The organism is Chroococcidiopsis thermalis PCC 7203 (assembly GCF_000317125.1).
GTDB lineage: Bacteria > Cyanobacteriota > Cyanobacteriia > Cyanobacteriales > Chroococcidiopsidaceae > Chroococcidiopsis > Chroococcidiopsis thermalis.
On the sequence record NC_019695.1, the window covers coordinates 1,539,008 to 1,560,901 of the forward strand.

General features: G+C 44.6%; 21 protein-coding genes. 13 read left to right on the forward strand and 8 right to left on the reverse strand.

Annotation, left to right across the window (positions count from 1 at the left end; translation table 11 throughout):
• Positions 1 to 23 precede the first annotated feature (23 nt).
• On the forward strand, positions 24 to 392 hold the full coding sequence (locus CHRO_RS06795; protein ID WP_015153452.1) for a hypothetical protein: 369 nt from the start codon (positions 24 to 26) through the stop codon (positions 390 to 392).
• A gap of 75 nt (positions 393 to 467) precedes the next feature.
• A complete protein-coding gene (locus tag CHRO_RS06800; RefSeq protein ID WP_015153453.1) occupies positions 468 to 1,271 on the forward strand; it encodes a class I SAM-dependent methyltransferase in 804 nt (267 codons plus the stop codon).
• 76 nt (positions 1,272 to 1,347) lie between these two features.
• Here the strand turns inward: CHRO_RS06800 and CHRO_RS06805 are convergent, their stop codons facing one another.
• A complete protein-coding gene (locus CHRO_RS06805) occupies positions 1,348 to 1,770 on the reverse strand; it encodes a GNAT family N-acetyltransferase (protein WP_041462389.1) in 423 nt (140 codons plus the stop codon).
• A 180-nt stretch (positions 1,771 to 1,950) separates the two neighbouring features.
• On the opposite strand from CHRO_RS06805, the gene CHRO_RS06810 reads away from it, so the two are divergent.
• On the forward strand, positions 1,951 to 2,826 hold the full coding sequence (locus CHRO_RS06810) for a pentapeptide repeat-containing protein (protein WP_015153455.1): 876 nt from the start codon (positions 1,951 to 1,953) through the stop codon (positions 2,824 to 2,826).
• A gap of 65 nt (positions 2,827 to 2,891) precedes the next feature.
• Here CHRO_RS06810 and CHRO_RS06815 read toward each other — a convergent pair whose 3' ends face one another.
• On the reverse strand, positions 2,892 to 5,069 hold the full coding sequence (locus tag CHRO_RS06815) for an amylo-alpha-1,6-glucosidase (RefSeq protein WP_015153456.1): 2,178 nt from the start codon (positions 5,067 to 5,069) through the stop codon (positions 2,892 to 2,894).
• Between the two features lie 157 nt (positions 5,070 to 5,226).
• Between CHRO_RS06815 and CHRO_RS06820 the strand changes: the two genes are divergently transcribed.
• Positions 5,227 to 5,838 carry a peroxiredoxin gene (locus CHRO_RS06820; RefSeq protein ID WP_015153457.1) on the forward strand — a complete coding sequence of 204 codons (612 nt, stop codon included), beginning with the start codon at positions 5,227 to 5,229 and terminating at the stop codon, positions 5,836 to 5,838.
• Positions 5,839 to 5,881: 43 nt separating this feature from the next.
• Here CHRO_RS06820 and CHRO_RS06825 read toward each other — a convergent pair whose 3' ends face one another.
• Entirely contained in the window at positions 5,882 to 8,041 is a 2,160-nt protein-coding gene (locus CHRO_RS06825) for a caspase family protein (protein WP_041462390.1), read from the reverse strand.
• Between the two features lie 444 nt (positions 8,042 to 8,485).
• Between CHRO_RS06825 and CHRO_RS06830 the strand changes: the two genes are divergently transcribed.
• Complete coding sequence (locus CHRO_RS06830; RefSeq protein ID WP_015153459.1) at positions 8,486 to 9,241, forward strand: pyridoxine 5'-phosphate synthase; 756 nt, start codon at positions 8,486 to 8,488, stop codon at positions 9,239 to 9,241.
• A 103-nt stretch (positions 9,242 to 9,344) separates the two neighbouring features.
• Positions 9,345 to 9,671: an MgPME-cyclase complex family protein gene (locus tag CHRO_RS06835; protein WP_015153460.1), complete on the forward strand. Its 327-nt coding sequence runs from the start codon at positions 9,345 to 9,347 to the stop codon at positions 9,669 to 9,671.
• Positions 9,672 to 9,741: 70 nt separating this feature from the next.
• Here the strand turns inward: CHRO_RS06835 and CHRO_RS06840 are convergent, their stop codons facing one another.
• The 3 genes from CHRO_RS06840 to folD form a co-directional block, all read right to left on the reverse strand.
• Positions 9,742 to 10,233, reverse strand: a complete 492-nt coding sequence (locus tag CHRO_RS06840) for a divergent PAP2 family protein (RefSeq protein ID WP_015153461.1) — start codon at positions 10,231 to 10,233, stop codon at positions 9,742 to 9,744.
• A 136-nt stretch (positions 10,234 to 10,369) separates the two neighbouring features.
• Positions 10,370 to 11,296, reverse strand: coding sequence for a geranylgeranyl diphosphate synthase CrtE (crtE, locus tag CHRO_RS06845; protein WP_015153462.1), 927 nt, complete (start codon positions 11,294 to 11,296; stop codon positions 10,370 to 10,372).
• A 161-nt stretch (positions 11,297 to 11,457) separates the two neighbouring features.
• Positions 11,458 to 12,336: a bifunctional methylenetetrahydrofolate dehydrogenase/methenyltetrahydrofolate cyclohydrolase FolD gene (gene folD, locus CHRO_RS06850; RefSeq protein WP_015153463.1), complete on the reverse strand. Its 879-nt coding sequence runs from the start codon at positions 12,334 to 12,336 to the stop codon at positions 11,458 to 11,460.
• Between the two features lie 192 nt (positions 12,337 to 12,528).
• Here folD and CHRO_RS06855 point away from each other — a divergent pair, with 192 nt between their 5' ends.
• A complete protein-coding gene (locus tag CHRO_RS06855; RefSeq protein ID WP_015153464.1) occupies positions 12,529 to 12,915 on the forward strand; it encodes a hypothetical protein in 387 nt (128 codons plus the stop codon).
• Between the two features lie 18 nt (positions 12,916 to 12,933).
• A complete protein-coding gene (locus CHRO_RS06860; protein WP_015153465.1) occupies positions 12,934 to 13,374 on the forward strand; it encodes an NUDIX hydrolase in 441 nt (146 codons plus the stop codon).
• Between the two features lie 54 nt (positions 13,375 to 13,428).
• On the opposite strand, the gene CHRO_RS06865 is transcribed toward CHRO_RS06860, so the two are convergent.
• Entirely contained in the window at positions 13,429 to 14,298 is an 870-nt protein-coding gene (locus tag CHRO_RS06865) for a DMT family transporter (protein ID WP_015153466.1), read from the reverse strand.
• A 123-nt stretch (positions 14,299 to 14,421) separates the two neighbouring features.
• Here CHRO_RS06865 and CHRO_RS06870 point away from each other — a divergent pair, with 123 nt between their 5' ends.
• The 3 genes from CHRO_RS06870 to mutS all read left to right on the forward strand — a co-directional run bounded on the left by CHRO_RS06870 (position 14,422) and on the right by mutS (position 19,046).
• Complete coding sequence (locus tag CHRO_RS06870; RefSeq protein ID WP_015153467.1) at positions 14,422 to 15,609, forward strand: AAA family ATPase; 1,188 nt, start codon at positions 14,422 to 14,424, stop codon at positions 15,607 to 15,609.
• Entirely contained in the window at positions 15,603 to 16,235 is a 633-nt protein-coding gene (locus tag CHRO_RS06875) for a DUF4276 family protein (RefSeq protein WP_015153468.1), read from the forward strand. Before CHRO_RS06870 ends, CHRO_RS06875 begins: the two co-directional genes overlap by 7 nt.
• A 132-nt stretch (positions 16,236 to 16,367) precedes the next feature.
• On the forward strand, positions 16,368 to 19,046 hold the full coding sequence (mutS, locus tag CHRO_RS06880; protein WP_015153469.1) for a DNA mismatch repair protein MutS: 2,679 nt from the start codon (positions 16,368 to 16,370) through the stop codon (positions 19,044 to 19,046).
• A gap of 171 nt (positions 19,047 to 19,217) precedes the next feature.
• Here mutS and CHRO_RS06885 read toward each other — a convergent pair whose 3' ends face one another.
• Complete coding sequence (locus CHRO_RS06885; protein WP_015153470.1) at positions 19,218 to 19,889, reverse strand: metallophosphoesterase family protein; 672 nt, start codon at positions 19,887 to 19,889, stop codon at positions 19,218 to 19,220.
• 200 nt (positions 19,890 to 20,089) lie between these two features.
• On the opposite strand from CHRO_RS06885, the gene CHRO_RS06890 reads away from it, so the two are divergent.
• Together CHRO_RS06890 and CHRO_RS06895 are read left to right on the forward strand one after the other, a co-directional pair.
• Positions 20,090 to 20,287, forward strand: a complete 198-nt coding sequence (locus CHRO_RS06890; RefSeq protein ID WP_015153471.1) for a hypothetical protein — start codon at positions 20,090 to 20,092, stop codon at positions 20,285 to 20,287.
• Between the two features lie 331 nt (positions 20,288 to 20,618).
• Positions 20,619 to 21,893: a GNAT family N-acetyltransferase gene (locus CHRO_RS06895; RefSeq protein WP_015153472.1), complete on the forward strand. Its 1,275-nt coding sequence runs from the start codon at positions 20,619 to 20,621 to the stop codon at positions 21,891 to 21,893.
• The last annotated feature ends 1 nt before the right edge of the window (position 21,894 follow it).

Sequence of the window (21,894 nt, forward strand, 5' to 3'; positions counted from 1 at the left end):
TTTTTGCTCGATTTATATAAACCATGCTGAACAATAATCGTATTTTTAGACAAATATTATTACCGCTCTTAGTTGGTTTGATTAGTATATTTTTGACGATTGGTTTTATCCCTAAAATTGCATTATCTCAACAATCAGATTCGCGCTTCAACTCATTAGAATTCGACCTTAGAACCTTAGAAGCAAGACTCGATCGCCTAGAAAGTCAAATAGATCGTACTTCTCGCCCCAATCTTCCCAGAACGCCTAATACAGATAATCGCAGACGCGATCGCAATAACCTAAGTCAGTTACAATCTTTTGATAACCTAGCAACATTAGCGATCGAAACAAAACAGCAAGTCAATCAATTAGAGGCAAGAGTCAAAAAATTAGAAGCACGGAGACAGTGAACAGTTATCAGTTGTCAGTGACTAGTGGCTAGTGGCTAGTGGCTAGATAAAAATTTGGTAACTAGCTACGCACAAATGACAAATGACCAATTACAACTCATAAAAATGCACTTGAAAACACGTATTTCATCATTTTTACGCATCACTTGCGGATTGTGCTTAATTGTCTGTTGTCTAGGATTTAATATTAGTAGCGCTGCCGCAGATGTAGCAACACAATCTAATCCAATAAATACAAAAGTTTATGAATATCGTTCTCCGAGTGCGGATGGTATAGGTAAGTTTTACTTGGGTAGGGAAATTGCTAAAGTGATGGGACATACAGGAAGTTTATGGCTAGAACGTCCAAGTCGAGAACGGGAAGAACAACCAACAAAAGCGATTGCCGCTCTCGATTTAAAACCTACTGATGTAGTGGCAGATATTGGTGCTGGTACGGGCTATTTTAGCTTTCGGCTAGCGAAAGTAGTACCTCAAGGTAAAGTATTTGCTGTTGACGTTCAACCAGAAATGTTAGACATAATTGAGTTTCTCAAACAAGAAAATAAAATCGCAAATGTAGAACCTGTTTTAGGTGCGATCGCCAATCCTAACTTACCTACAAATAGTATCGATCTAGCTTTGATGGTAGATGCCTATCATGAATTTTCTCATCCCAACGAAATGATGAAAAAATTAGTAAAAGCTCTCAAGCCAGCCGGAAGAGTGGTACTAGTTGAATATCGCCGAGAAAATCCATTTATTCCGATCAAAACTTTACATAAAATGACCCAAAAACAAGCCCGCAAAGAGATGCAAGCGATCGGTTTGCAATGGCAGACAACAAAAGATGTTTTACCATCACAACATATTATGATATTTACAAAAGGTAATGGGTAATGGGTAATTGGTAATCGCTCCCGATCGCTCCCTCCGCTCTCTTCTTCCCTACTCCCTGCTCGTGCGCTCCCTTTCTTCACTGTAAACTTCTCTTAAAACGAAAAGAACTAATTGTCAGCCCTTTTCTAAAGTAAAATCTGTGGGCAGCAGCACGCTGTACGCCGCTATCGAGTTGTAGCGAAACGCACCCTTGCGATTTAGCATACTCTATCAACCAATCAATTAAGGCACTACCATAACCCTGAGAACGCTCGGATGTATCAGTGATGAGATCGTCAATATAAAGTAGCTGCCCATCAATTAATGTTTCCATCAATCTACACCCAGCTACGGCTTTAATTGAATTGTTTTTCTCGACGTAGACTAGAAAGTAACCAGCTTGCTGTTGGCGTTGCACGCGGTTAACAAACTCTGCTTCTGTCAAATGCGATCGCAACTGCACCATCACCGGAAAGCATCGTGATATATCGAGATTTGAGGTAGCAAACTTAATCTGCATCAATATTCTTTTGACTTCTAACTTGTGTACGGATGGGTTTAATCGCAGAATTTTTTGTTTTGCTGTAAGTCACGTCAAAAAAACTGCCCCTCAAACTTTTGTCTTCTTGACTGACTCTGCTACAGATGGTGAGAAATTTGGGAAAGATAAGTGAGAAGCAATTCCTATGTAAACAATAGTATGACTGAAAAGCAGCCTAGTTCCGTACAGCCCTCTGCTGTAACGCTGCAATCCATTGCCCAAGATATCTTAACTTTATTAGATCGTAAAGCACTACTGGAGCTACGGGCAAAGATTGACAGTTTATTGGGGCTGTCAGTTGAACTATCCACGAGCGAGCCAACGCTGCACCCCTCAGAAGGTGCGATCGCAGAGTCTTCACCAGAGCATTTAGCATGGCTACAAAAAGGAGTTGTAACCTGGAACGATTGGCGCGAACAAAATCGAGAACTCGTTCCAGATTTACAAGGCGCAAATTTAAGTGGATTCAATCTCGCTTTTGTCAACTTTGCTGGCGTAAACTTGGAATATGCCAACCTTAGTGGCGCTGATATGAGAGGAGCATTTCTTAAAGAAGCAAACATGAAGGGGGCTAATCTCTACATGGCAGACCTCATAGGGGTAAACTGTCAGCAAGCCTGTTTAGAAGCAGCTAACCTCCAGGGAGCCGACATTTACAAAGCTAATTTTAGTCATGCAAACCTACAAGAGGCAAACTTGATTCAAGCTAGCATTCGACGCGCTACATTAGTTGGGGCAAACTTGCATCGAGCCAAACTCAAACAGGCAGACTTATTGCAAGCAAACTTAGTTCAAACGAACTTGAGTCAAGCTGACTTGCAAAAGGCAAACATGGAAGGGACAAATCTAATTGAAGCCAATCTTGAAGAAGCGAATTTGCTAGGTGCTAACCTCAACCGTGCCAATCTCTGTCGAGCGAGGCTATACAAAGCAAACATACTTCACGCCAAAATCAATGGTGTCACCCTCAAAGGTGCAGTAATGCCAGATGGTACAGTTCATGGTGGCGGGACAGCAGCGATCGGTGACCAGTGACCAGTGACCAGTGACCAGCGATCGGCGATCGATCAACTACCAACTACCAACTACCAATTACTATCTCATAACAGTCTAATCAGTTCGGCAACAGCGCCAGCTTTGGCGATCGCCCCTCGGGGAGTGTGTGGTAGATCGCCGTCGAAAAGTTCGGAAATAGAGCCGAGGCAAGCTTGGTGTTGTAAGTGAACTAGCATTGGTTGCCAGTCAATCGGTAGCGGTTGCGTGGGATAAAAACGCTGCCAAGCACGCACGTAAGCACCAATTAACCAGCTCCAAACTGTGCCTTGATGAGCCGCGCGATCGCGTTGATGCGGCGCTCCGGCATAGCTGCCAATGTATTCAGGATCGCTCGGAGCAAGACTACGCAAGCCATAGGGAGTTAGTAGGCTGCGGGTTGCTAGTTGCAGTATTCTCTGTCCTTGAGTTTCGCTAAAAGCACAGTGGCGTAAAGATAGAGCTAAAACGGCATTAGGACGGATTTGATTGTTGAGGCGATCGTCGAGCGCGATCGCATCGTACAAATAACCAAGGGTAGGATTCCAAAACTTTTGTAGCGAGGTTTTGACCTTGTGTGCTTGCTGAGTATATCGTCGTGCCTGGTTGCTCAAACGCTCCACATTCTCCCCAGGAGTAAGACTGAGCCGTTCTGCCCAAAGACTTGCCCAACACAAAGCAGAGTACCACAGGGCATTGACTTCTATCGGCTTACCCTGACGTGGCGTGACAGGTTGACCGTCAATTTTTACATCCATCCAAGTCAGCGCCGCATCAGCCGCATCCCAAATGACTAACTCGTCAGCCACATCAACTTGAATGTTGTATTTCGTTCCAGTTGTAAACGCTTTATAGATTTGCTGCACGATCGGATATTGAGTCGCTAAAAAATCCCAGTCCTGGCTAGCCTCTAGATAAAGACCCAAAGTTTCAATCCACCACAGCGAAACATCAACATTGTGATATGTAGGTTCGCGATCGCCATCTGACAAACAATCTGGCATTAAACCGCAACAGCAATATTTACCAAACGTTCCCAACAACTCTTTTGCTAAGTCATACCGTCCCGTCGAGAGTGTTAATCCTGGCAAAGCAATTAATGCATCTCTACTAAAGTCCTCCAGCCAAGGATAACCAGCAATTATCGTTGCTCCGGCTACTGACTGACGATAGACAATAAATTGTTCTCCGGCTTTGAGGAGTAATTGCGAGAGTCGGGAGTCGCTGAAGTGAGCTGGGGGAACTGGGGGAGAAAAATTACTTCTTGCTCCTGACTCCTGACTCCTGACTCCTGTTTTTTGACTTTTGAATTTTGAATTTTGACTTTCTATCGCTTTTTCAAAATCATCATCGGTTAAAGGAGATTCTGGCAGTCCTACTTTTGCTTCTAGGGTGACGGTTGTGCCTGGTTTGAGATTAATTGTGAAATAGCCAGGACTGTACAGATCTTCGCGATCGCTCAGTCCTCGTTTTGTCTCTTCTGGTAGTAAATAATTCCAGTACCATACGCCATTTGGTTGATACTCCCCCTGCGTCCAGTGTAAATGCCATAACGTGCCTACACGTCCCGATTTTACGGCTTGTAGGCAAACAGAACTCTCGGCAACTAATTGAGAAAATTGTAGATCTTCATCCTCCCGTTGTGAGTCGTGAAACTTGCGATCGGCAATTACCGGACGCAATCGCAAAATAGCTGTCTCTTGTCCCTGATATTGGTACTGAATTAAGATTCGGTGGTTAAACGATTGGTAGTTGGTAATTGGTAATTGGTAGTTGGTGTTTCCTCCCTTGTCTCCCTTGTCTCCCTTGTCTCCCTTGTCTCCCTTGTCTCCCTTGTCTCCCTTGTCTCCCTTGTCTCCCTTGTCTCCCTTGTCTCCCTTGTCTCCCTGCTCCCAACTCGTCCCTGCTCCCTCACCTGGCATTACCAATTGTCTTGACAGTTGCCAATTATCCGCACCCCATACCCAGGTTGGTACTGGTTCGATCTCAAAACTTTGTAGTAGCTCGTAGCCAGTTGGTTCGACTGTGCCACCACCCCAAAAATTTGTCGATAGAGCAAAGACTTGAGCAGAAACTTCTAAACTGGCATCTAGATGGGACAGTAAAAGGGTACGCTGACTAGGAGGAGTGAGGGCAGCAATCAACCAGCCGTGATAAATTCGAGTCCGAGCATCCGCTACCGTACCGCAGGCAAAACTACCCAACCCATTCGTCAGCAGCCATTCTCTTGTATCTAGATTGCCCATTGCTACTCAAAATCGTTATGACTATGATATATTTGTTACGTAACGTAAAAATCAACTGTACGGGAAGCCGAGAACTTGCCTATAAGCGTAAGGGTGAATCTCAACTAGCTTTCCCTAAATTTGCCAAATAGTAGACACATCAAAGGAGAATTGGTTAATGCCACTAAGTTACGCAAGTGAAGGATGCCTCCGTGTTGGACAACCTGCTCCAGACTTCACTGCCACAGCAGTAGTAGATCAGGAATTTAAGACTATCAAACTATCTGACTATCGTGGCAAGTATGTCGTACTATTTTTCTACCCTCTAGACTTTACATTCGTTTGTCCCACTGAGATTACTGCCTTCAGCGATCGCTTTGAGGAATTCAAGGCAGTTAATACCGAAGTCCTCGGCGTTTCTGTAGATAGCGAATTCTCCCACCTAGCGTGGATTCAAACAGATCGCAAGTCAGGTGGCGTTGGCGACCTCAACTATCCTCTTGTTTCTGACATCAAGAAAGAGATTAGTGCTGCTTACAATGTCTTAGATCCAGAAGCAGGTGTTGCTCTTCGCGGTCTATTTCTAATTGACAAAGAGGGAGTTATCCAACACGCCACGATTAACAACCTTTCCTTCGGTCGTAGTGTTGAAGAAACTCTACGGACGTTGAAAGCAATTCAGTACGTTCAAAGCCATCCAGATGAAGTTTGTCCTGCTGGTTGGCAGCCTGGGGATAAAACCATGACTCCTGACCCCACAAAATCCAAAGTTTACTTCGCTTCCGTGTAGTCATGACGATGTAGAGACGTTCCGTGGAACGTCTCTATAGAAGCTACAATAATCGACGGCGGAAGGCTGCTGCTTGCAGAGGATCGTGAATCGCGGTAGCTAATATTTCGATTAATTCCGATCGCGAAATTTGTGGTTGCGATTTAATTGTATTTTGGATTAAGAAAGTCGCAATGGGACCGATCGCGGCAGATAAAGCTTGCTCGCATTGATGAATAAAATTTTCTGACAAAGTTTCGTGTTGCCAACTTGTAGCACAAGATGACGATCGCGTTTGCGGTTGCGATCCTGGGATTTGTTGTAATAAGGAGATCGATTGTTGACGCAATTGATTTTGTTGCTGCGGTGATAATATTGGCAGCAAATTTTCTACCCAGTGATGCGGTTGAGAATTTGGAGTTGCCACCTGAGAGAGTAAGGTAGGAGCAATTGGTCCTACCAGTTCCCGCAAAATTTTTTCTAACTGAGCGTATTGCTGTGAAAAATATTCTTTCGCCGGTAATGGTATTGCTGGTGCGGGTGCTGGAGGAGGACTGGCGGCGGCTGTTGGTGGCTGCACTTTGGGCGTAGAGTGGCTGACAGCAGGTTTTTCGATCCGTGGTGGTTTTGGTGGCGATGGAACGAATTTTGTGGCTGTCAACGTCGTTGGAGGGAAAATTTCTATGTCGCCGGCGGTTTCTGACAGCCACAGGTGCAATGGCATTCCCATCCGTTCTAACTTTTGCTGTAATTCATCCATCCATGCTGTTACTGACAAAGGTGAGGATGGTTCCTTTGCTGCCAATGTTTCTAGCAAAGCATGAGTAAATTGCTCTGGTGCGCGATCGGAGGGTGCAGCAGCGATAATACACTGTTTTCCACCACTGAGCTGTAATTCTTCGATCCACTCTTGCAGTGTTGCTGACGATCGCTCTGTACCCAGAAAATCGAGAAGAATAATTTGTCGTGCTGTCGCACTACGGCGTAACTCTTGCTGCAACCAAGAACGACTTAGCCGCAGACTGTCGCCCATAACAAGCCAAGCTTCCCCATCTGCGATCGCCTCCATTCTACCGCGCAAGTATAACAAAACTGTTTCTGGTTCTTGGGAGGAAACGGGCGATCGCAAACAGCTTTGAATGGCATATCTGGCATCCGTCCATGCTTTACCGGACTGGGGAAAATATTCTAGGGCAAAATTTCCAGCTGTTTGTAAAGCTCGACTGAAAGCATAAACGGCATTACTATCGGCAAAACCATCGCATACTAAGGCGCGGCGGCTGTGTTTGACTGGTTGTGGGATGCGTTCGTCTACCTTTAACCCTAAAACGAGTTCTCCTACCCCTTCTACAATTCGCTTCGGAGTTTGTAAAGGGTATTCTGGGTGTAAATCTAGTTCTCCTCGGCTGCGCTTTTGCTGATTCATCAGCCGCAGTTGGTGATTTAACCGATCTATATATTGGATAGTTTGGTGATAAACGTATTTATACAGCCCATCCGCATCAATCACACCTTGAGTGTCGGCGGCTTCCCCCCTTAATCCTTGCATCAGGTAGTAAGTAAATAACCCATGCTTCAGTTCGGGAAATTCCCAAGACCTTTGCTTGCGATCGCAGGACAATAAGGCATAAAAGCCCCGACTTTGAGTTGCTCGTTGCCTCAATACCTCCATCAATTGCTGTGCTGGGTTCAGTTCTGGTTGTTCTATCGTCACTTCACCTTTAGCTCCCCGCAAAGTGAGATCTCCACTATGACAAGCATCGAGCCATAGCATTTGGCGATGAACTTGACTCTTTTGCAATAGCTCTAATACATCTGGCAACTTCAAACCTGTTTGCAGTAGGTTATCTTTCGATGTATCTGCCAAACATAAAACGACTTGCCCCGTCTCCCGATCTAAAACTCCATGACCGGAAAAGTAAAGCAAAATTGTATCTTGAGGTTGAGCCGCTGCGACAATTTGTTCTAAACTCTGCCGCACTGCCTCTAGTGTGGGTGGATGAGTCGCGAAATCGTGATGCGCGATCGGTTCCTTGCGTGGAAATCCTTGAGTTGCTTCTGCCAGCGCTTCTGTCAATCCTTGGCAATCAGAGGCAGAATAACTCAGCGAAGGTAGCCGAGCGTCTTGATATTGATTCACTCCCACCAGCAAACTCCATAGCTTGGCTTCCCCTGTTTCCAAGGCATGAGTAGAGCGGCTAGTACTGACACTTAATGGACACATCTTTGGAGCTAAGCTAAGGGGTAGGGACTGGAAACTGAGGGAAGAAGTTTTCACAAGTCTTCCCACTGACCAAATAATTGATAACTTAATATTGGTATAGCTACATCTAAAATGATTCCTTTCTCGGAAATTATTAAGTTGTATTAAGGAATCGAAAATATATCAAATCAGGTTAAGTTAACGCGATCGCGCATAGCTTGCCTCCTATTTTATTTATCAGCTCTAATGCAAATCTTTATGCTGATGCTCAATGCCCCGATCGCTAATTTTTCTGTAGATGCCATGTCGTAGGAAGCGAGCTAGATTCGGAGCCATCTAACTTCTATCATAGGGCGATCGCGCTTTTTTTGCAGTCCTCCACTGACGACTTACGGCTTACAACTTACGACTTAGTTTGACTCTTGGTAAAATTAAGTGCGGAGACGGCAAGTAAAGGGAGCGTGGATGCCTACACTGGGAGTAAATATCGATCATATTGCGACGATTCGACAAGCTCGACGCACGGTAGAGCCAGATCCCGTGGCAGCAGCGGTGCTAGCAGAATTAGCGGGAGCTGACGGGATTACAGTTCACCTGCGCGAAGATCGGCGACACATTCAAGAAAGAGATGTGAGAATATTGCGGCAGACAGTCCGCACGCACCTGAACTTGGAAATGGCAGCGACAGCAGAAATGGTAGCGATCGCTCTAGATGTAAAGCCAGATTACGTTACCCTAGTCCCCGAACGACGAGAAGAGGTGACAACAGAAGGGGGATTAGATATAGCAGGACAACTGAATCGCATGAGCGAGGTAGTAGACAAGCTCCAAACGGCAAATATTCCCGTAAGTTTGTTTATCGATGCCGAAGATGCACAAATCCAAGCTTCTGTCAAGACTAAAGCCAAATTTATCGAACTGCATACGGGACGCTATGCTGAAGCAAAATCAGAAGCCAGCCGCCAAGCAGAATTGACAGTGTTAGCCAAAGGCTGCGAACAAGCGATCGCCTCTGGATTGCGAGTTAACGCCGGACACGGTTTAACCTATTGGAATGTTTACCCAATTGCCTGCATTCCTGGGATGGAAGAACTCAACATCGGTCATACAATTATTAGTCGAGCGGCTTTAGTTGGTATGGAACGAGCCGTGCGCGAGATGAAACAGGCTATTAGGGGAGCAGGGAGCAGGGACGAGCTGGGAGCAGGGGAAGAAAGGTAAGGGAGCGAGCGGGAGCTGAGGTAGCAAAACCTCTTACCGCTTGCCTCTCACCTCTCGCCAACTACCAACTACCAACTACCAATTACCAATTACCATCAAAACAATGAAAACCTACCACTACGTTTTAGCCAGTCAACGCTTTTTAACTGAAGAAGAACCTTTAGAAGAAGTATTGAAAGAACGGACGCGCGACTACTTAGAAAAGCAAAAAGAAATTGATTTTTGGTTAGTCAAACAACCTGCCTTTCTAGAAGCCCCAGAAATGCAGGAAATTAAAACCAAATGCCCGCAGCCAGCAGCAGCAATTATTTCTACTAATTCTCAGTTTATTACTTGGCTGAAACTGCGATTAGAGTTTGTCATTACCGGGCAATTTCAAGCTCCCTCCGATACTATCCCCGATCCTTTAGCTTCGTTAACAACAGTGTAATCAATTATCAGTTATCAGGAAAGAGTGGTGCGTGGTCACTGGTCACTGGTCACTGGTCACTGATAACTGATTAGCCTCCCGCCGCTAGTACTGGGTAGGTAGGGGTGAATAACAAAGTATTGACAAACCAAGCAATGCATACGCCCAACATAGAACCAACAATGACTTGGAAAGGCGTATGTCCCAATAATTCTTTTAAGCGGTCTTCATTCAGTTCAGGATGTTCGCTGAATAACTCGTCCATCATTTGATTGAGAATGCGGGCTTGTTTGCCTGCGGCTTGACGCACGCCAGCAGCATCGTACATAACAATGATGGCAAAAATAGTCGCGATCGCAAATTCTGGACTGTCCCAACCTGCTGTTTGACCGACACCCGTAGCTAAGGCTGTGACCAATGCAGAATGGGCGCTAGGCATACCGCCAGTAGTCAACAAAACGCGAAAATCCAATTTGTGGTTTTTAAGTAATTCGACTGCCAGTTTTGCTGCTTGAGCAATTAGACAAGCTATGACAGCAACTAGCAGCACGCTGTTATTGAGAATGTCGCCAATGTCCTGCATGAGGTTTGATTGAAAGGATGAGGGATGAAGGTTAATAGTTGATAGTTGTTGGTTGTTAGTTGTTGGTTAACAGTAAACGCTGTGCTACACTCCGTGAAGACAGTGCCTCCTTCTCTGCTCCCGACTCCCGACTCCCCTAATTCTTGCGGTTGGTGATGAAGTCAGCTAGAGCAATGAGTGGTTGTGCCTTCTCGCTAAATGGAGTTAGTTCTTCCTTTGCCGTAGCAATTAATGCTTGTGCTTGGCGGCGGGATTCTTCTATACCCCATAGGCTAGGATATGTGACTTTTTGCGCTTGTAAATCTTTGCCAGCCGTTTTGCCTAATTCCTCTGCTGTCGCCGTAACATCTAAAATATCGTCGATGATTTGAAAGGCAAGTCCGATATTTTGAGCATAGCGCGATAGCCGTTGCAAATCCGATTCTTCTAACCCCGCTAAAACACCCCCACTGACAACACAGGCTTCTAGTAGTGCAGCGGTTTTATGCGTATGAATGAAGTGCAAAGTGTCTGCGGTCACGTCTGACTTACCCTCCGATTCCAAATCTACCACTTGACCCCCAACTAACCCCGCCGCGCCAACAGCATGACCCAACTGAGCGATCGCTCGTAGTACGCGCTCTGGTGGTACATTTTTAGTCTGGGTAGCAATATACTCGAAGGCATAAGCTAACAGACCATCTCCAGCCAGAATTGCAATATCGTCACCATAAACCTTGTGATTTGTCAGTCGTCCGCGTCGGTAATCGTCGTTATCCATAGCTGGTAAGTCATCATGAATCAATGACATCGTATGGATCATTTCTAAGGCACAAGCCGTAGGCATTGCCATTTCTACCGTGCCTCCTGCCATTTCGCAAGTAGCCAAGCAGAGAATCGGACGTAACCGCTTTCCTCCTGCTAAAAGCGAATAGCGCATTGCCTCGTAGATTTTTTCTGGATAAGTGACGATAATCGAACTCTCCAGCGCCGCTTCAACTTCTACTTGGCGTTGTTTCAAGTAAGCTGAGAGGTCAAACGGGGCTTCATTATGAGGCATCTGAAGGTTATCCGCTGCTACCATGCCTTGTTTCCTTTAGGTGCTGTCGTCTCCGTAACAATTTTACGAGAAATTGGCAGTTGTCAGTCGATCGTTATCAGTTATCAGTTATCAGCGAACAGGAGTCAGAAGAAAAGAAAGTCGTTTTGACTTTTGACTTTTAACTTTTGACTTTCTTGTCTCCATTACCCATTAACCTTTTGAGAATAGCTCCAGACTGTATTGTGCAGTAGCATGGCGACTGTCATGGGACCAACACCACCTGGAACTGGGGTCAGCAATTCGGCAACTTCTTGCACTGACTCAAAATCTACGTCTCCAACCAGGCGGCTGTTACCTTCGTAGTCGATAATGCGGTTGATTCCCACGTCTATGACTACAGCGTCAGGTTTGACCATTTGGGCAGTAATCATGTTAGGACGACCGACAGCAGCAATGAGGATATCTGCTGTTTGAGTAATGGCTGCAAGGTTATGCGATCGCGAGTGGGCGATCGTGACTGTTGCATCAGCTTCTAGTAACATCAAAGCTAGGGGCTTTCCAACCAAAATACTCCGCCCCACGACTACGGCTTGTTTACCCTGCAAAGAAATCTGGTATTCCTGTAACATTCGTATTACCCCAGCAGGGGTGCAACTGCGTAAACCCGATTCTCCCCTGACTAACCGTCCCATATTCACTGGATGCAATCCATCTGCGTCTTTATTTGGGTCAATTTGATGCAGTAAAGCGACAGAATCTAAATGGTTGGGTAATGGTAGTTGAACGAGAATCCCATCTACTCTTTCATCCTCATTTAAATCTTGAATCGCTTGCGCGACTTCTGCTTGGGTAGCATCGGCAGGAAAATTCTTTCCAAAAGAAGCAATTCCTACTTTAGTACAAGCCCGCTCTTTATTGCGCACGTAGGCAGCACTAGCAGGATTATCTCCTACCATGAGTACTGCTAGTCCTGGGGGTCGTCCGATTTGCGGTTGTAGTGCTTGAATCTGTGTCGTTAACTCTGTCTGAATCTTTTGGGCTAAAGCTTTGCCATCTAGTATCTTCGCTGTTTTTGCGTTCATCGCCGTTGGGGGAACTTTTTTAAAATGGTTTTGTCAAAAGGCAGTTATAACTGTTTTGACTTATATAGTTTAAGCAATCCGTTATCAGTTATCAGTTGTCAGTGAAGAATGGGGTGTATGGTGTAGGGAAATTCTAGATTTTGGATTTCTCCTCTGCTTCCTTGTCTTCCTTGTCTCCCTTGTCTTTCTTTTATGAATCTTTTCAAAACTGCTATTTACTCGCTGCTCATCCTGGGGCTACTTAGTTGTGGTAGATTGCCCCAGTATGCAATGAATGGTATTGGCTTGATGGGTACAACTGCTTTTAAGATTGGCGAACTCAAGCCAGAAACAGGCAATGGAACTACCGTTCGCCTGCAAGGTAAAGTCGTACAACAAATACCTTTGGCTGGTTGGCGGATGTATCAACTGCAAGACTCAACAGGGAAAATTTGGGTGCTGACAAAAAGAACGAATGTGCGGCTGCAAACACCTGTCTCAATCGAGGGTAAGGTATATTTTCAGAGTATCCCGATCGCAGGGCAAGATTTTGGGGAAATCTATGTAGAGGAACAGCAGGTACAGACTCCCACTCGTTAGGTTAATTATTGCACAATTATGACTCATCAACCCGTTCGCGTGGCGATCGCTATCCTCGATCGTGACGATAAATTTCTCTTCCAATTACGCGACGACATTCCCAATATTGTCTATCCCGCATACTGGGGCTTTTTTGGCGGACATCTCGACCCAGGCGAAACGCCACATGAGGCTGTAATTCGAGAATTACAGGAAGAAATTGCTTATTTTCCCCCTTCTATATCTGAAGTCGGCTGTTACTCGGATCCTCAAGTAGAGCGCCATGTTTTCCACGCACCACTAACAGTAGATTTAGACCAACTCGTATTAAAGGAAGGTTGGGATATGGCTTTATTAACTCCCGAACAAATTCAACACGGGAGTTGTTATTCAGCCAAAGCCGATCGCATTTTACCTTTAGTCCCTGCGGCAAGACAAATTATTTTAGATTTTTTAGAAGTGGGGACGCTCGCAAAATAAATCAAAATAAATGAACCTAGTGTAGAGATGTGGCAAATTGCATTTCTCCAACAGTTAACTCTTATTTGTAAAAAATACTCCGACGACAACTAGAACCCCACCCAAGACTAAACTAACAGTAATCGGTTCCTGCAATAATAAAGCGGCAAATGCGATCGCAGATACGGGAACTAAGTTAATAAAAATTGAGGCTTTGGCAGCACCAATTGCTGCAACTCCCTCATAGTACCAACTAAAACCAATTGCCGAACCCAAAACCCCCAGATATAAAATTCCCAGCCAAGCAGAAGGAGGAAACTGCATGAAATTTTGAACTATTCCCTCAAATAAGGCTGGAATTAACAGCGCGATCGCGCCTATTATACAAGCATATGTAGTAGCAGCTAAGGGAGACAAAGATTTCATCACTGATTTACCAATCAGAGTATAAGCTACCCAGCTCAGGACGCAGCCAAAAACAAAAAACTCTCCCCAACTGATACTACCTTTAAATATATTTATGACTTGACCTTTGCTAATGACAACTGCTGCACCTGTTAGGGAAGTTATAATTCCTAGTAGTTTTAAACCGTTAAATTTCTCCCTGAAAAATAGAGCAGCACCAAGAGCAATAAAAGTAGGGTTGAGTGCCACAATTAAAGCAGCGCGGCTAGCAGTAACAGTTTGCAAACCGAGAAAGAAGAAGGCATTATAACTAAAAACTCCTGTCAAGCCTAATAAAATAACTGTAAAAATTTGATTTCTTTTGAGTTTAGGTAAGCGTCTCTCAATCTTTTGCGTCAAGATTAACAAACAAATTGAAGCAACTGCAAAGCGAAAAAAAGCGGCTGTAAACGGTTCCATAGTTTGCACGACTATTCTACCAGCCACAAACGTGCCACCCCAAATAATTGCAGTTAAAACTAACTTTATGTAAGTTATCATCAAATAATCTCCTATTCTAGCTAAGAGGTCGTATGCGAATGTAAGGGCGATCGCAGTTTAGAATAAACTAAACAGGATTACTGCACTGTCTGCTGAAACATATTTACTCATCAGGAGTATGGGATGGACGGGAAAAGATTTATCCATTCATTAAGGTTACAAAATTTTCTCTCTTTTGGTAGCGAAGGAGAGGAAATCGAATTACAACCCTTAAATGTTCTTATTGGGGCAAATGCATCTGGCAAGTCAAATCTAATTGAAGCTTTCGGAATTCTCAAAGCTTTACCTACAGATTTACTTGCGTCAATTCGTCGCGGCGGCGGCGTGAGTGAATTTTTATGGAAAGGTAGTGATGATATTCCAACAGCAAGAATAGAAGTAACTGTAGAATACCTTACGAATATTTCATTACAATATAGAATTGTGTTTGGCGCACTCCAGCAAACATTTGAAGTTCTGGAGGAGTTCATCAAAATTCAAGGCGTAGAAATAGAACAACAGGATGTATATCATCACCAACTTAATAAAAACGATTCTTCAACTTTTAGTTTTTATGCACTATCCAATTTAGAAAATAAAACACTTCCTATTTCTTATAGTAAAGTTCAACGACAGCAATCTATTCTATCTCAAAGAAAAGATCCAGATCGAATGCTGGAAATTACATATTTAGGAAATCAGTTTTCTAATATCAGTTTATATCGAGATTGGCATATAGGGCGTAACTCTAAAGCTAGAATGCCTCAACAAACAGATTTACCTGAACATCCCTTGTTAGAGGATGGTAGTAATCTAGGAATATGCTTAAATAATTTACAGCACCAGATTGGCTCTAAGAAAATCATTGATAAGTTAAAGAAATTTTATGAAGAAGCTGAAGAACTAACGACAAAAATTTACGGTGGTACAGTACAAATATATATTCGTGAAGCGGGATTAACTCAACCAATTCCAGCAACACGCCTATCAGATGGTACTTTACATTATTTATTCTTAATGGCTTTACTCCTCGATCCCACTCCACCACCGCTGATATGTATCGAGGAACCAGAAATCGGATTACACCCTGATATGATGTCTACCATCGCTGACATGCTTATCGAAGCATCTCAAAGAACGCAAATAATTGTAACAACTCATTCTGAATCTTTAATTTCCTCACTTCCTCCTGAATCAGTATTGATATGTGAGAAAGACTATCAGGGGACTCACTTACGCCGCTTAGATCCTGTAAAACTCAAAAAGTGGATGGAAGAATATTCACTTGGAGATATTTGGCGTATGGGTGAAATCGGGGGAAATAGATGGTAAAAGAGATTCGTATTTATATAGAAGGAAGTGGAGATGGCAGAAATACAAGAGGGTTACTACGAGAAGGTTTCAATAAGTTTTTACAGGAATTAAATCAGCTCGCTAGAAGTAGGAAAATTAAATGGAACATAATCATCTGTGATTCTCGAAATAATACTTTCAGTCAATTTAAATCTGCTTTAAAAGACCATCCAAACGCTTTTAACGTGCTATTAGTTGACGCAGAAGCATCTGTAAAAAAAGCACCTTGGCAGCATTTGAAAGAAAGGGATAATTGGAATAAGCCAGAAGTTGATGATACGTGCTGTCATCTTATGGTACAAATGATGGAAGCTTGGTTTCTTGCTGACATAGAGGCTTTAAAACGATTCTACGGACAAGGCTTTAAAGAAAATGCGATTCCTAAAAATCTAAATGTAGAAAAAATTAACAAAACTGAAATATATTCAGCCTTACAGAAAGCCACAAAAGAAACATCCAAGGGAGAATACGGTAAAATTCAGCATGGTGCAAGGCTTTTAGAACAAATATCTGTAGCTAAAGTCCGCGCCGCCTCCCTCTACTGCGATCGCCTCTTCACCACCTTGACAGTTAAAATAGACGAGGCAAGCGATCGCACTGAGTAACAAAAACAGCGTTAGCGTTCACGTAGCTTGCTTCTCCGAAGGAGTAGTGTAGTGCAGCGTTTAGCGCAAACGTTGTTATCATCTCACATCAACCTACGGTAGAGTCGTAAAAGACTGTAGTACGAGCGATTCATGAAAGTTCCTTCCACTCCAACTGCTGCTGAATCTCAAGCACCCATACAACCTTGTACTGACTGTCGGCAGATAGACAAAAACAAGCTATCGCCAATGTACAAGCATTATGTAGAAGTAAAAGAGAAGCATCCCCATTCTTTATTACTGTATCGGTGTGGAGATTTTTTTGAAACATTCTTTCAGGATGCAGTTATAGTCTCGCGGGAATTGGAACTCGTTCTCACCAGCAAACACGGTGGCGAAATCGGACGGGTGGCGATGACAGGCGTACCGCATCACGCTTGGGAACGATACACAACTCAGTTGATCGAAAAAGGCTATGCTGTCGTTATCTGCGATCAAGTTGAAGATGCAGCGGTTGCACAAGGTTTAGTCAAGCGTGAAGTAACGCGCATCCTGACTCCAGGAACTCTGCTGCAAGATGGAATGCTCAAAGCTAGCCGTAATAATTATCTCGCAGCAATAGCGATCGCGAAAAATCATTGGGGTTTAGCTTACGCAGACATCTCAACGGGAGAATTTTTAGCAACGCAAGGGAGCAATTTAGAACAATTAACTCAAGAAATACTGCGACTACAACCATCGGAAGTTCTCGTTCCCACCAAAGCACCAGACGTAGGGACATTATTTCGTCCTGGGGAAACATCAGAACACATTCCCGAATGCTTACCACCATCATTTTGCTATTGTTTGCGATCGCAATCTAGTTTTAACACGGGTGAAGCTAGACAAAAGTTAATTCAGAAGTTTAAAGTGCGATCGCTTGAAGGTTTTGGTTGTGAAGATTTACCCCTAGCCGTGAGTGCGGCGGGTGGATTATTAGACTATATCGAAGATACGCAAAAAGAAAGTGACGTTCCCCTACAACAACTACGCACTTATGCAATTACCGACTACTTAATTCTCGATCATCAAACTCGTCGCAACTTGGAAATTACCCAAACTGTGAGAGATGGAACTTTTATCGGTTCACTATTATGGGCTTTAGATAAAACAACTACGGCGATGGGGAGTCGTGCTTTAAAACGATGGTTTTTGCAACCACTATTAGATATTAAAGGCATTCGAGCGCGACAAGATACAATTCAAGAATTAGTAGAAAATAGTTCCTTGCGGCACGATTTGCGGCAGCTTTTACGACAAATTTATGATTTAGAAAGACTCAGCGGTAGGGCTGGTTCGGGAACGGCAAATGCGAGAGACTTAGTAGCATTAGCAGAGTCAATGTTGCGTTTACCAGAATTAGCAAGATTAGTCACAGAAACGCGATCGCCATATCTCCGTACTTTACAAAAATTCCCCTCAGAATTAGAACAGTTAGGGCATAAACTGCGCGCGCAGTTAGTTGAATCTCCCCCCATCCACCTGACTGAAGGAAATTTAATTCGTCCTGGGATTAGTTCCCAACTCGATGAAAGGCGACGATTATTAGAAGAAGATTTGCAGTGGGTGGCTAATTTTGAAATTGATGAAAAAGCCAGAACGGGAATTCCGACATTAAAAGTCGGTCACAACGACACCTTCGGATACTATATCAGCATTTCTCGTGCCAAAGCCGACCAAGTTCCCACTAACTACATTCGCAAGCAAACTCTAAAAAACGAAGAACGCTACTACACGCCAGAACTAAAAGAAAGAGAAGCGCGTATCCTTACGGCTGAAAAAGATTTGTACCAGCTAGAGTACGATATTTTTACCGAACTGCGAACAGAAGTAGGAGAACAAGCCGAGGCAATCCGTAACGTTTCCCGTGCCATAGCCGCAGCCGATGTATTGTGTGGCTTTGCCGAAGTTGCAGTATATCAAGGTTATTGCCGTCCAGAAATTGTCTCAGGACGAGAAATTAACATTGTAGACGGGCGACATCCAGTTGTTGAAAAATCCTTACCTGCGGGATTTTTCGTGCCTAATTCTACTGAACTAGGGAGTCGGGAGTCGCTAGGGGCGGGTTTGGAAACCCGCCCGTACGGGAATCGAGAAGAAGAACAAGGAGACAAGGGGAACAAGGGAAACAAGGGGGACGTAAACCAATTACCAACTACCAATTACCAACTACCAGACTTAATCATCCTTACTGGTCCTAACGCCAGTGGTAAAAGCTGCTACTTACGCCAAGTTGGTTTGATTCAATTAATGGCACAAGTAGGAAGTTTTGTGCCTGCTAAATCGGCAAAATTGGGCATATGCGATCGCATTTTCACCCGCGTTGGTGCAGTAGACGACTTAGCAACGGGGCAATCTACTTTTATGGTAGAAATGAATGAGACAGCAAATATTCTCAACCACGCTTCACCACGATCTTTAGTTTTACTAGATGAAATTGGTAGAGGTACGGCAACGTTTGACGGATTATCGATCGCTTGGGCAGTAGCAGAATATTTAGCCACAGAAATTCGCGCCCGCACAATTTTTGCTACCCACTACCACGAATTGAACGAACTCGCCTCAATTTTATCTAACGTAGCTAACTACCAAGTCACAGTCAAAGAATTACCCGATCGCATTATCTTCTTACACCAAGTCCAACCAGGTGGCGCAGACAAATCCTACGGAATTGAAGCCGGAAGACTGGCAGGTTTACCCCCAGTCGTGATTCAACGCGCAAAACAAGTCATGACGCAAATCGAGCAACACAGTAAAATTGCGATCGGTTTGCGCAAAAGTACACAGTCGTAGGGGCGGGTTCACCAACAAACCTTGCTACGAACAGATATTCTACGTAAACCCGCCCGTACAGACGCAGTTTGCAAGAGGATAGGTAGTATGGGAGAAAAAGCAGGTAGGGGCGCACAGTCGTGCGCCCTCTTACTCGTTCTCCTAGTCCCCCTTGTCCCCAGTCCCTAGCCCCTACTTCCCCACAATCAAAACTCTCCCCTCATGATCCACTACCCCCGCCGCTCCTACGCCATGCACAATGATGCCGTTACCGATTGTGGCGCTATAATGTTCGTGATGATGCCCGTGAAATATAGATTTCACGCCCATTGCCATAGCTAATTCATCCAACGCTCTAAAACCGTAGCGATGAGAAGACGGGGCTTCGTGCGTCACTAAAATATCAGCCCGTTGAGCGCGCAAAGCTTGATATTGTTGCCAAAATATGCTTACGTGATGTTTACGGGGAATTTTGTCGCGCCAGCGTTCGCCTCGACTGCAAGTAGATAGTAGATCTTGTTGAGTCGAAAATTTAGGTGCGGCTGGAGGCATCCAAATTTTGCCTCGAAACACTCCTCCCAACCCAGCAACGCGCTTCCCGGCAATTTCTACAACTCGTCCGTGAAGATTGCGATCGCCCAACTTAGAATTAAACAAATTATCATACCACTCGTCGCGATCGGCATCGTGATTGCCAGGAATAAACCAGATCTCAGTTTTTGCCGCGATCTCCTCTAGTTCTTCGCAAAGCGATCGCTCCAAGTCAAAATCCCCCAGCAAAATTGCTGCTGCGGGAGAGTAGGTTTCAACTGCCTGAATAATCGGTCGAAAATCCCCGTGTGGATCGCCACTAAACAACAGCATGACTTGATGGGGGTTAGGGGGTTAAGAAATCGGGGGTTAGGGATGGTCGATCGCAAGTCAGAGAACTTTACATTTCTCCATCCTTATAGCTGTTAAGGATTACACTTTATTGCAAAGTGCAAAAGATGGCAAACATATAATGATAATTTCTATTCTGGATATACAGCTTGCCAGCTGAAATAAGGAGAACACAGTTAGCTATGCAATCAGAGGGACTCACAAGCGATTGGGTGCGGGAAGATCTAAGCGAGTACGTTGCCCATCTCCAACTGCATATGGCGCTACAAGCTCGCAATCTCGTGCCTTCTTTAACCCAAACAGTGGTTGATAGTCGCGAACAATTACTCCAGCAAACTCAAGCAACTATTGAAAAATTAGCTTCTCGCCAAATTCTCTGACTAAACTCTTAGATCGGAGAATTTCTCGCGCAAAACACAGCTCTAAAATCTGCAATTCATCAACACATAAAGTTAACAATCGGTAATTGAGATACTCAACCGAGCATTTCAATTACCGATTGTAGTTTGGCACTAAAGACACTTCATACCCCAACATCGGATAAGAACGGTGCTTAAACAATAGTGAAATTTTTTGAGATATTCGGTGAGTCCACGCTGAACTAAAGCGCAAATTTCCTGCTATGCTCGACGGCGATCGCGAGAAAACCGTTAAGATAATGGCAGCACTTCCATTTTTGTTACTCAAAGCTACCTAGTAGCACACCCAACCATGCCTTCAGTGCTTCCCCAAGACTCTAACGTTGTCATTCGTCCCTTCCAATACCGAGATTTGGAAGCAATAGAGCGGCTTTACCAAGAGTCGGTTGAAACGGATAATCCAGATGCTGTCGCCGAGCTGCAAAAGCAATTGCATTGGCTGCACAGTTGGTATTGGTTGCTGAAGTTCTTTCGCCTGTTTCCTAATCCCCTTCAATACCGATTCTGCCTTCATGTCGCGGAGCAACATCGCCAAGTTCAAGGCATGATTCAAGTCTGTCCCTTCAACCGCACTCGCAGTACGTGGAGAGTAGAGCGAGTCGCTGTCACTCCCCAAGTCCGCGCTCAAGGAATAGGCTCTCAACTGCTACGCCACTGTTTCGAGTCAATTCGAGAAGCTCGAACATGGCTGTTAGAAGTCAATGTCAATGACAAGGAAGCACTAGCACTCTATCGCCAAAATGGGTTTCAAACTCTGGCGCAACTTACCTATTGGGAGATTGCTCCCGCTCTGTTGCAAGAACTGGCGTTAGGCGAACCAGATTTACCTAACTTATTACCGATCGGTAATGCCGATGCTCAACTGCTCTATCAACTCGATACAGCATCCATGCCTCCTTTGGTGCGGCAAGTCTTCGATCGCAACGCCGACGACTTCAAAACAAGTTTGTTCGGTGGGTTGATCGAAGGCATTAAACAATGGTTAAGCAAAACGGAAGTTGTCAGCGGCTATGTATTTGAACCGCAGCGCAAAGCTGCGATCGGCTATTTTCAAGTCCATTTGTGCCGTCGCGGTTGCCAGCCGCACGAGGCAACGCTGACCGTTCATCCCGCCTATACTTGGCTTTATCCCGAACTGCTAACTCAACTTGCCCGCATCGCTCAAGATTTTCCTCCCCAAGCCTTGCGTCTGGCTTCAGCAGATTACCAACCAGAACGAGAAGAGTATTTACAACAAATTGGTGCAGACCGCATCGAACACACGCTGATGATGTCTCGTTCTGTCTGGCACAAGCTACGGGAATCAAAACTCGTTTCTTTGGAAGGGATGCAATGGCACGAAGTGCTGCAAGGACTGCAACCAGCCCGTAAACCCGTCCCTGGAGGGATGTCATGGGCAGGACAAGGCAAGCCAGCACCAGAAACCATCCAGCCTAGCAAGCCACCATCCAAGACGGGACAGCAAAATTCACCCACAGAACAAATTAAATACGCCAGCCAGCGGGCTGACGAGATCGTCCAACCAACTGAATCTACTTCACCCAAAACAGAACGAGAGCGTGACTGAA

Coding starts and splice junctions, on each gene's coding strand:
- CHRO_RS06840 (WP_015153461.1), bottom strand. CDS start 10,233: ATGCAGGACATTGGCGACATTCTCAATAACAGCGTGCTGCTAGTTGCT.
- CHRO_RS06815 (WP_015153456.1), bottom strand. CDS start 5,069: ATGGGCAATCTAGATACAAGAGAATGGCTGCTGACGAATGGGTTGGGT.
- CHRO_RS06820 (WP_015153457.1), top strand. CDS start 5,227: ATGCCACTAAGTTACGCAAGTGAAGGATGCCTCCGTGTTGGACAACCT.
- CHRO_RS06830 (WP_015153459.1), top strand. CDS start 8,486: ATGCCTACACTGGGAGTAAATATCGATCATATTGCGACGATTCGACAA.
- CHRO_RS06895 (WP_015153472.1), top strand. CDS start 20,619: ATGCCTTCAGTGCTTCCCCAAGACTCTAACGTTGTCATTCGTCCCTTC.
- CHRO_RS06825 (WP_041462390.1), bottom strand. CDS start 8,041: ATGTGTCCATTAAGTGTCAGTACTAGCCGCTCTACTCATGCCTTGGAA.
- CHRO_RS06865 (WP_015153466.1), bottom strand. CDS start 14,298: ATGATAACTTACATAAAGTTAGTTTTAACTGCAATTATTTGGGGTGGC.
- mutS (WP_015153469.1), top strand. CDS start 16,368: ATGAAAGTTCCTTCCACTCCAACTGCTGCTGAATCTCAAGCACCCATA.
- CHRO_RS06860 (WP_015153465.1), top strand. CDS start 12,934: ATGACTCATCAACCCGTTCGCGTGGCGATCGCTATCCTCGATCGTGAC.
- CHRO_RS06800 (WP_015153453.1), top strand. CDS start 468: ATGACAAATGACCAATTACAACTCATAAAAATGCACTTGAAAACACGT.
- CHRO_RS06855 (WP_015153464.1), top strand. CDS start 12,529: ATGAATCTTTTCAAAACTGCTATTTACTCGCTGCTCATCCTGGGGCTA.
- CHRO_RS06890 (WP_015153471.1), top strand. CDS start 20,090: ATGCAATCAGAGGGACTCACAAGCGATTGGGTGCGGGAAGATCTAAGC.
- crtE (WP_015153462.1), bottom strand. CDS start 11,296: ATGGTAGCAGCGGATAACCTTCAGATGCCTCATAATGAAGCCCCGTTT.
- CHRO_RS06885 (WP_015153470.1), bottom strand. CDS start 19,889: ATGCTGTTGTTTAGTGGCGATCCACACGGGGATTTTCGACCGATTATT.
- CHRO_RS06795 (WP_015153452.1), top strand. CDS start 24: ATGCTGAACAATAATCGTATTTTTAGACAAATATTATTACCGCTCTTA.
- CHRO_RS06870 (WP_015153467.1), top strand. CDS start 14,422: ATGGACGGGAAAAGATTTATCCATTCATTAAGGTTACAAAATTTTCTC.
- CHRO_RS06810 (WP_015153455.1), top strand. CDS start 1,951: ATGACTGAAAAGCAGCCTAGTTCCGTACAGCCCTCTGCTGTAACGCTG.
- folD (WP_015153463.1), bottom strand. CDS start 12,336: ATGAACGCAAAAACAGCGAAGATACTAGATGGCAAAGCTTTAGCCCAA.
- CHRO_RS06835 (WP_015153460.1), top strand. CDS start 9,345: ATGAAAACCTACCACTACGTTTTAGCCAGTCAACGCTTTTTAACTGAA.
- CHRO_RS06875 (WP_015153468.1), top strand. CDS start 15,603: ATGGTAAAAGAGATTCGTATTTATATAGAAGGAAGTGGAGATGGCAGA.
- CHRO_RS06805 (WP_041462389.1), bottom strand. CDS start 1,770: ATGCAGATTAAGTTTGCTACCTCAAATCTCGATATATCACGATGCTTT.